Annotated in this window: 2 protein-coding genes; both read left to right on the forward strand. The window is 71.2% G+C overall.

Annotated elements, in window-relative coordinates; translation table 11 throughout:
* Positions 1 to 572 (forward strand): MFS transporter (locus tag CCN37_RS37840; protein ID WP_143262047.1); only part of this gene is annotated, 572 nt, incomplete at its 5' end.
* On the forward strand, positions 569 to 873 hold a 305-nt coding region (locus tag CCN37_RS37845), incomplete at its 3' end, for a dihydrodipicolinate synthase family protein (RefSeq protein WP_143262048.1). The genes CCN37_RS37840 and CCN37_RS37845, both read left to right, overlap by 4 nt.

Genomic DNA, 873 nt, shown 5'->3' on the forward strand with positions numbered 1-873 from the left:
CCTACCTCAAGACCGAGCTGGGCTACGACCCCGCGCAGGTCGCGAACGTGCTGTTCTTCGCGGGCTTCGGCACGATGGTCGGTTGCTGGCTGGCCGGGTTCGTCGGGGACTGGCTCGGCACGCGGCGCGCCTACAGCCTCACCCTGCTGGCCTCGCTGCTGTTCGTGCTGCCGGTGTTCGCGCTGGGCGGGAACCAGTTGCTGCTGCTGGGAATCCTGCTGTTCTGCCAGCAGGCGCTGGCGCAGGGGATCTCCGGCATCCTGCCCAAGCTCGTCGCCGGGTACTTCGAGACCTCGCAGCGCGCGGCCGGGCTCGGCTTCACCTACAACGTCGGCGCGCTCGGCGGCGCGGTCGCCCCCGTGCTCGGCGCGACCATCGCCCAGCAGACCGGGCTCGCGACGGCGTTGGGCGGCCTGACGTTCGGGCTCACGCTCGTGGTGATCGTGCTCATCGCGATCGACGCGCCCGCACGGGTGCAACGCCTGTTCCACAAGGACGACCTCGTGGTCGACCGCACGGTGGCCGCCGACCAGGTGGCACCGGAGCTTCGCAGCGAAACGGAGAAGCAATGACCAGCCTGCCCACGTCCGGCGTCATCCCTCCCCTGTGCACACCGCTGACCCCGGAGGGCGAGATCGACAAGGTCTCGCTGGAACGCCTCACCCGGCACCTGCTCGACGCGGGCGTGCACGGGCTCTTCGTCACCGGCTCCACCGGCGAGGTCGGCTACCTCACCGACCAGTCCCGCAGCCGCGTCCTGGAGATCGTCGCGGGGGTGTCGGCCGGGCAGGTCCCGGTACTGGCGGGGGTCATCGACACCGCGACGCCCCGGGTGATCGAGCAGGCCAGGGCGGCGAAGGCGCACGGCGCGGA

Origin of the sequence: Allokutzneria sp. NRRL B-24872 (genome assembly GCF_002155965.1) — a bacterium.
Taxonomy (GTDB): domain Bacteria; phylum Actinomycetota; class Actinomycetes; order Mycobacteriales; family Pseudonocardiaceae; genus Allokutzneria.